The organism is Bacillus proteolyticus (assembly GCF_001884065.1).
Taxonomy (GTDB): domain Bacteria; phylum Bacillota; class Bacilli; order Bacillales; family Bacillaceae_G; genus Bacillus_A; species Bacillus_A proteolyticus.
Window position 1 is genome coordinate 1 of the sequence record NZ_MACH01000108.1, and the last position, 8,682, is coordinate 8,682.

At 34.6% G+C, this 8,682-nt stretch carries 6 protein-coding genes; all 6 read right to left on the reverse strand.

From position 1 onward, the window contains the following. On the reverse strand, nucleotides 1-282 hold a 282-nt coding region (locus tag BAQ49_RS18785; RefSeq protein ID WP_071746619.1), incomplete at its 3' end, for a DUF5082 domain-containing protein. A gap of 94 nt (nucleotides 283-376) precedes the next feature. Next, on the reverse strand, nucleotides 377-4,852 hold the full coding sequence (gene essC / locus BAQ49_RS18790) for a type VII secretion protein EssC (RefSeq protein ID WP_071746620.1): 4,476 nt from the start codon (nucleotides 4,850-4,852) through the stop codon (nucleotides 377-379). Further along, nucleotides 4,830-5,984 carry a type VII secretion protein EssB gene (essB, locus tag BAQ49_RS18795; RefSeq protein WP_244159118.1) on the reverse strand — a complete coding sequence of 385 codons (1,155 nt, stop codon included), beginning with the start codon at nucleotides 5,982-5,984 and terminating at the stop codon, nucleotides 4,830-4,832. Before essB ends, essC begins: the two co-directional genes overlap by 23 nt. Nucleotides 5,985-6,008: 24 nt before the next feature. Then, nucleotides 6,009-6,281 carry an EsaB/YukD family protein gene (locus BAQ49_RS18800; protein ID WP_071746622.1) on the reverse strand — a complete coding sequence of 91 codons (273 nt, stop codon included), beginning with the start codon at nucleotides 6,279-6,281 and terminating at the stop codon, nucleotides 6,009-6,011. 3 nt (nucleotides 6,282-6,284) lie between these two features. Then, complete coding sequence (gene essA / locus BAQ49_RS18805; RefSeq protein WP_244159119.1) at nucleotides 6,285-6,779, reverse strand: type VII secretion protein EssA; 495 nt, start codon at nucleotides 6,777-6,779, stop codon at nucleotides 6,285-6,287. A gap of 40 nt (nucleotides 6,780-6,819) precedes the next feature. After that, nucleotides 6,820-8,682 (reverse strand): ABC transporter permease (locus tag BAQ49_RS33050; protein WP_482762607.1); only part of this gene is annotated, 1,863 nt, incomplete at its 5' end.

An 8,682-nucleotide genomic window follows, 5' to 3' on the forward strand; every position in this document is an offset into this window, starting at 1 on the left:
TGTGATTTCTTCTAATTTTTTATCGAATTTATCACGACGTGTTCCTTTGAACTGGCTTGTTGTTAGACTCCTGCCTAAATTGGTAAACTCTTTCTTATAAGAATCAAAATGATGAAGTTCTCCCTGTAAAGATCTCTTTGCGGCTTTTAAGCGCTCTAACTTTTGGGCATTTGCCCTGTGGCTAGCCATTTTACTATCATAACTTGCCTTAAATCGATCAACACTTGCATGGATATCCGCTTTTCGTGCAGCTTCTTTGGCTTTATCTTCTTCTTGAGCCATAATGTTTTCCCTCCTCAAAATCTATTTCCCTATCAAGACCATCTTTCTGTTTGTAACTATTCAGCCATACACACCACTCGCAGATAAAATTGATCTACTCACTAACTAATTTCACCCGTCCTGCATTTCGTCCAACAAAGAAATGAGACTCATCTAATTCCACTGTAGGTTCACTATAACTAGATTTCACATTTATCAATCCTTGATCAGCTAAACGTGTTCCAATCATCCCTGCTGGAATATTTGCTCGTAATCGTTTATTAAATTCATCATAACTGTTCTCAATTTGTTTTTGATTGCCGTGGAAAATGAAATAAACACCTACTTTAGAACCATTTTTTAAGTATTTATTGAATGTTTCATCCGAAATAAATGTTTTATCTCCAAATATTTGCGCATCTGGAATATACACAAACATCGGTTGATTTTCACTTTGTGTCTCTCTTTCTTCAATTTCACTCATTAGATCATTAACAAAAGTACTGTACTCCATATCTGATACAATCACATCGAAGCTTTCTTTGAATCTGCCAAATCGTTCGCTCCCATTAAACACAATTCTTTGTGCTTTCCCTTCAAAATGTTTAAAGTTTTGAACGATTATACGCTCAATATATTCCGTTTGCTGTGGCGTATCGTCTCCAATCACAAAATAACCATGTTTTTCTGGTACAAAACCAACGACATTTGTGGTTTCTTTACTTAGAGCAAGTGGTAGTTGTAGATTATCCAACATCTCTTGTACCTGTGGATTTGTATAAAAATCATGCATAGAGATCGTTTTAGATAACATCGGAATCTTGGTAGGACGTGTGCCCTTCCATTGCTGATTCATCTGTGCAATCTCTTGCTCTAAATTATTCAATCGATCAATATCATTTCTTCCATGATTTGGTAAATAAATTTGAACTTCATGTGGCTCGTCTAGTTTGATTTGCGCTCGTCCAACAATTTCTTGCGAAATCAAAGCATCACGTCCTACAACATCTCGAATTGCACCTTCTTCCACAAGGAATAGCCCAATATGTGATGGAATATTACTCGCCATACTCATTCTGAAGCTGTTCGTACGAAGAACCGTCATAACTACATAGAGTCCCAAACTTGCTCCTTCTCGTAAAAGCTGATTTAACACAGATTCTATAGCTTCCTCTAAAGGACTCTCTTTAATTGAGTCAAAGCCATCAACAATAGTAACAATCCCTGGCAACTGCTTTCCTGATTTCTCTTCATATTGAGACAGACTTGCGACACCATACTCTGTAAATGCGTCTTTTCGACTTTGAATTTCTTTGCGAATTCGTTTGAGGAACTTCATCAGTTTTTCTTCTTCCTCTAACCGAACAATATCCACCACATGCGGTAAATCTTTTATTGGAAGTAAACCATTCGTACCAAAATCAAATAGGTTAAACTGGACCTGTTCAGGATTGTTAGTTCTTGATAAATTCATTACAAGAGTTTGTAATGCAGTGGATTTCCCAAAGCCTGGAGATCCATAGATTGCAAGGTGACTCAACTCTTCTAAATCAAGTAAAAAGTCAATTTGTTCTTGTCTTGATGGAATATCCATCAAACCAAATGGAACTGAAAGATTTCTTTTCGAATCCCCTGAAGTTACTACATTAATCTTTGGACTATCAATTTCTGTTTGTAATGGAGGTAACCAAGGTTTTTCAGGAAGAATTGCATTTGTTTTTTCAGCATGAATCACAATAGCTTCTACAATCGCGTCCAATTGTGTTTGTTTTTCTTCCTTTTTCATGGACACTTCATCATCTTGAGATAAATCTGTAGTTAACAATTCGTGCTGACCCAATTGATTAATTAGCCAAATTCTTTCATCTACTTTTTCTTCATATTGTGCATCTGGATTATAATACGCTCCACTCCACGCAGATTGAAACAGTTCATAAATTTCATTGTTTCCGACCTGTAAATACGCTCGTCCTGGCTGAGTAATCGTTGCTGCATCAGGTGTTTTAATAATTTCATTTGAATCACTTGGATCGGCTACTTTTAATGCTAATTTGAATCGTGAGTTTGACCAAATCTGGTCGTCCACTACTCCACTTGGCTTTTGAGTAGCTAAAATCAAATGAACTCCTAACGAACGACCAATACGTGCAGTTGATACTAGCTCAGCCATAAAGTCTGGTTCATTTGCTTTTAATTCTGCAAATTCATCGCTGATTAAGAAAAGGTGTGGTAATGGTTCTGATGGATATTTTTTCTTTTCTACAGGATCAGTAATTTCTTTTCCCTGTTTGTATAACTTGGTATACCCATTAATATGATTAACACCAAATTCACCAAATTTCCGTTGTCTCTTTTGCAATTCTGCTCGAATACTTTGTAATGCTCTTGCAGAACTTGCACCGTCTAAGTTTGTAATCGATCCTAACAGATGTGGTAAATTCTTAAATAAATTCGCCATACCTCCACCCTTAAAATCAATCGGTAAAAAGCCAACGTCTTCTGGTGCAAAATTTACTGCTAAAGATAAAATATAACTTTGGACAATTTCCGATTTACCAGATCCTGTTGTACCTGCCACGAGTCCATGTGGGCCATGTGCTCGTTCGTGTAAATTCAAATAAACAATGTCATCTTTTCCTCGAACACCCAAAGGAACAGCTAATGATTTTGAAGTGTCTGCTTTTTGCCAACGAGCACCAATATGTAACTCTCCAACATTTTTCACATCATATAATTCTAGAAAGTCAATCGATTCTGGAATCGCATTTTTCTCTACCTCAACATGTTCTAAATTAGCTATGCGTTGTATTGCTTGCTCAATTGGATAACTTTTGGGTAAATGGTTGGGAACAAAAAGTTGATTCACGTACTCATTATTATTGTTAATTAATACCGCGGATTCGTTACTTTGATAATCAATAACTGTGGTTGCTGTCTCTGGCAACATGTTTAACGCGTCTTTCCCCCAAATGACCGTAACACCGTATTGACTCATATCTTCAGCTAAAAATTCATTTAATCCATGCCCAGAGAGCCAGCTCTCGTCTAAAATCGTAAACATATAATGCGGAGCAAAGGTTACTTTCTCATTGCCCGCCTCTTTGACTTGTTGCCGACGTTTTGTTAACAACTGATAGAACGAATTTAAAACCATGTCACGTGTCTGTGAATTATGAATAATTCCTCGTAAATTTAAGCTCCGTATTTGAAAATGTGGCAACCAACGCCATGCATGCCAACTATCTTGATAATCTTCTTCTGGAACTAATGCTACAAATTCTACATCTCTATAAGAATGTAAAACGGAAAGCTGAAATAATATTGTCTGTACAGCTATTCGTAGTACTGTTTTTGTTCCTGCAAGTCCTAACGTTTGATTTAACATCGAGATGGCAATAGGTGCATCTTTTAACGTTTGATGTGGCCAAACAATTTTTTCTTCTGCAAATTTACTTAAAGCATCATCTTCTTCTCTTGAATGATAACTGACTTTATAACTACTTTGAATCTCTCCATGACCCAAACGAATACTTATAAAATCAGCATTTGTCATAGTTTTTTCATAAATTCGTGGACTGTATTCTTTTGTCATCAAAGACAATGAATCCATATCAGGGAAGTTATACGTTAAAGCTTCAAATTGCTTTTGAGAGAGCAACGACAATTCTTTTTCCTTTTGAATAAGATACTTTTCATAGTACTCACTTCGCTTAAGATTCTTTTGTTTCACTTCTTTCTTATTCGTAATATAACTTGAAACAGAGAACCCTGCCGTGAGTAAACTTACTCCCCCCATGCTTAACATCATAATAGGGTTTCCATTACTTAATACGCTCGTTGCACCACTTAAAACAACCATTGCCAATGGCGGAACAATCGTACGCAATAAATCACTTCTCCCATCAGTTTCCTCAGCTCTTGGAGGTTGAATTGCTATCTCTTCTTTAGGCTCTCGTAAATGAATTCTTGGACTACGTCTAAATTCAGGGAAATTTTTTGGGTATTCTGGAATAAATATCTCGTTAATAATCTCCCAAGAATTTAGTGAAAATTCTTGGGTTATCTTACACAACTTAAATTGTTTTTCTCTCAATTCAATAAGCACACCATCAATAACAAGTTGATCCCCTACAGACATAACTTTTTCTAATCGATCTACTTTCTTTCCATTAAAGTAAACTACTACCCCATTTGAAAACAGATTTAACTGGTAAGTTTCATTCTTTTCATTAAATTTGACCAGGGCAAAAGCCTTAGTCGGAATGGTGATTCCTGAGTCCTTTGAAGAAGAAATCACAAAATTTGTTTTCGGCTTGATAGTAGTTAAAACTTCTAATTTTTCATGAGGTAACGCGAGAATTCCGTCCTTCATATCACCTGTCCATGGATCTTGATCCAAGAACAAATGCGTGCCATCAAAAGAAATTTCATGGTTACCAATCTTAAGTGATGGCTTTGACATTGTTAGTTCGTGATGCGAAAATATATGACCAAATGAAAAAATATCATAGAGTACAGACGCTTTATTTACAATTTGATCATCAATTGGTACACCTTCACTAGACAATCTATTGTTTAGATTTCTGATCATCCGTCTTCCCCTCCAATAACTTCATGTACTTTTCCATCTCTTCCTTATATTTCGAAAGTAATTCTTGTTTCTTCGCACCATTCATCTTGTTATCTGCATTTGTTACATCATAAACTTTTGTATAGGCGTGAAGAATATATTGATTATCTCCAATATTTTTAGCAATATTTAAGGCCTTTTCAAAGTCTCCTTTTCCTATATAGATCCAATAAAGTAATGTGTTATCATTTGATTTTTGGGAGATAGTCCCTAATACAGATTCTTTCTGCTCATTAGACAAGCTATCTAGTTGAATCGAGCTCACTGCTAACACATAAAGTGCGCTTTTAGGAAGATTCTCTGGTTTGTCTTCCTTTAAAGTATCTAGAACATCTGAATAACTATTTGAAATAAACTTTGATTCGGCACTTATGATTCGTTTTTGCTGAGGTACAATATTTAATGAATATATCCCTACCCCTATTGAAAGACCTAATGTTGCAAGACCAAGAATAATTGTTCCCCACTTAAAAACAGTGTGATTTCTACTTTTCACCAGTATGCTTGTAGCATTTCTTTTTTCCTTTTGAATCGCAACTGTTTCCATTAGTAACTTGTCTATCTCTTCAAACGAAGAAGATTCTTGAATTTTTTCGGAAAAAGGATCTCGGACTGCACCGGCCCCATCAATTAGATTCTCAAAATCCAGCTTTGGATTTAAAATATAAAGAAGTAATGCCTTGTATTGTTTTAGATATACTTCTTCTGTTGAAAGATAAGGAATAACGGTATTCATTACGCCACGATGACCAATAAACAACTCTTCCCCAAAAATAAAGATATTTTTAGGATGGATAAATGGCGTTACTGGTTGGTTAAGATATTCTTTTAAGAAATTTACTTTTTGTGCTAAAAGAAGGCGATCAAATGCATCTAATTTTTTAACATATTGTTCAAGTGAAAAAGATAATTCATCTTTTTCATAAGTGATAATGACCTGTTCTTCATTCGCCACTTCTATCTTTCCAGTCAAAAAGTGTGGTGCTTTATTTAAAAATAACTGGAATTGCTTTACACCTGACAAAGAATATTGATTAGCTGTTAAGTGCACTTTAATAAAAGTAGATGTAGTTTCCTCTTTAATAACTATCAAACTATTTCTCATTTCCCCCATACTCTAGTGTTCCTCCAAACTCCCTATAATTTCTTTTACGACTAATTGATCACCATCCGCCAATGGATATTTCGCCAATATAACATTTTCATCTAAATGAATTGGCTTATTTTTTACTTCCAATGAAAAATAAGTGGGCAATTCTATATTTACTAAAGATAATGAATCAACCAATAGTTCTTTCAATCTATTAGAAGAAACCTGATTAGGTATTGTTAAATCAAGTATTTGCTCATTAACATGAAGTTCGATATTAATCATTGTTCTTTCTGCCATTGTTTACTCCTTTTTCCGTATAAATAGGTTTGAAAATCTTTTACCTAATAACCATCCTAAAATTAATATTCCAATCACACCCATGCTTAACAGTATCCAGAAGGTCCATCTAGGAATTTCATAATTGGTATCTTCTACAGTTGCTTCATTTTCATTAGAAGCTGTATAGTCTTTAGAAAACAGCTGCTTGGTAATTGTATCCTGTGGTTTCTTTTCTACACTCTCAGCGGTAAGAAATACTTTTTCTTTTATACTTGAAGTACTCTTTCTATTTTCTTTCTCAAGTTCCTTATTTTTTGTGTTTTTGTCTTTTATAAACAAATCTTCTATCCCTGTAACAGAATTATTATTTTTATGATTTTCTTTTTCATAAATCACGTTGTTATGAATCGTTAGTTTTCCATCTTCAGCATAGGCTAGACTGCTAAAACTAGTAAAAAGATTTATCACACAAAAAGAAATTAGAAGAGAAAAAACGAGAAATTTTGGTTTTATCATTTTTTCCAAATTCGTACATCCTTTCTCCTAACAACATAAGCTATTGCTTTTGTTCAGCTTTCTCTGACTTTTTCACACCTGGAAAAGCAATGAAATTCGTACCAATTCCTACAACAATAATAATTACCAATAACAAGTAACTTTCCCATCCAACATGAATACCATTGCTTAGTGCTGTATAACCATTTTCTATGTTTTGAAGCGGTGAAAAACGATAAAGTAAATCGACAATACTACCCGGACGAGTATGCATTCCTAATAATGGTGTTAACATGAGATATAATCCTAAAAGTGAAACACAAACATAGAGTGTTATATTTTTAAACTGACGAGAAAAACCTGTTATTAATAAAGTTCCACCTAAAATATTTAGGAACGTGTAACTAAACCAAGGGATATTAAACACTCTCAAAATACTAAAAGTAGTTATTCCAGCAAAGAATAGTGAGATAATTAGACTGACACCTGTTACCTTCATAACATTAGGAACATTTAGCCATGCCCTTGTAGGTGTAATAAAAACCATATCTTTCGTAATTTCTCTACGTTGAATAGTACGACATAAGGAAATGCCGGTAATGACTGAAAGAACAGCTCCAACAAGTGTCATATAGTAAGGAATAATAGACGTTTGGCGAGTAGCTTCAAAACTTCCTTTTGTAGCAATTGGGGCTGATAGAAAATTGAATACTTTATAATTATCTGCTCCACCTCGTTTGGTATTAGAAAGCACTTTGCTAAACTCTTCTGAGTATTTTTCATTTTTACTTGTATTCTTTTGAATTTGAGTGACTGAAGTATTTAAATTATTCAAAACAGTATCTGCATTTTTTTGAACATTATCTGTATTTTCTTTCAACTCCTGAATTTTTGGAGAAATGTCATGAGCTTTCGCTGCAGATTTTTCTATACTTTCAGCCGAGTTCTTTGAACTCTGAACTAAATCTTCCATTTCTTTTACTAAGCTATCTGTTTCTGAAGAAATTGGTATTGTATCGTTCTCTGCAGGATGTTGATTTTCTGCAGGATGTTGATTTTCTACAGGATGTTGATTTTCTGCACTTTTTACAGATTCTTCTTGGATTTTTTCATTTTCTTTCCATGATTGATACGCTTCATTAATCTGTTGATTGGCTTGCACAAACCAATTATTTAACTTTTCTGCTTCATTCAGAAACTTCTGAGGTTCAGTCATTAGATTTAAAGTTCCGTATAATGTATTTTTTGTTCCATCATGATTTTTATCCGTTGTTGATCCAATTGTTTCTTGTAAATTTTTTATCTGGCCTTCAATATCTGTATAGAGTTGATTTCCTTTATTCTTAAATTCTTCATAAATTTTCTCTGTAATAGCATCTATCTTTTGTTCACCTGTGATATTGTTATACATACGATAAACAGAGTTTGGATTTGCCAACTCTTCGAGAGTCTTCTCTTGATTTTCAATTTTGTTAATCATATCTGCATAGCTATCAATAGATATGGAATCTTCTGGATTTCCAAATAAGGTAACAATTTGCTGTGCAGTGCTATCAAGCATTTGAAATTGTTTCAATAACTCAGGTAAGTCAGATATTAAATTCTTATTTACATCTATATATTCTGCATAGCTGGCATTCACTTGAGTTTGCTCATTAACAATCCATGAATAATCAACAGAGACAAAAGATTTTTTCTTCATTTCTTCATCCAAGGTCCAATCAAAATCCGCCTTAAACGTTAAGCTAAAACTTGAAGGTAACGGCGGAAGATCCTTTTCTTTAGAAGTTGGCCTATTAGGCTCATTTTCTGTTTCCGGTTTCGGCTCTGGTTCCGTTGGCGGATCTACTGGCGGTTTCGGCTTTTCTGGTTCCGTTGGCGGATCTACCGGCGGTTTTGGTTTCTCTGGATCCGTTGGCGGGTC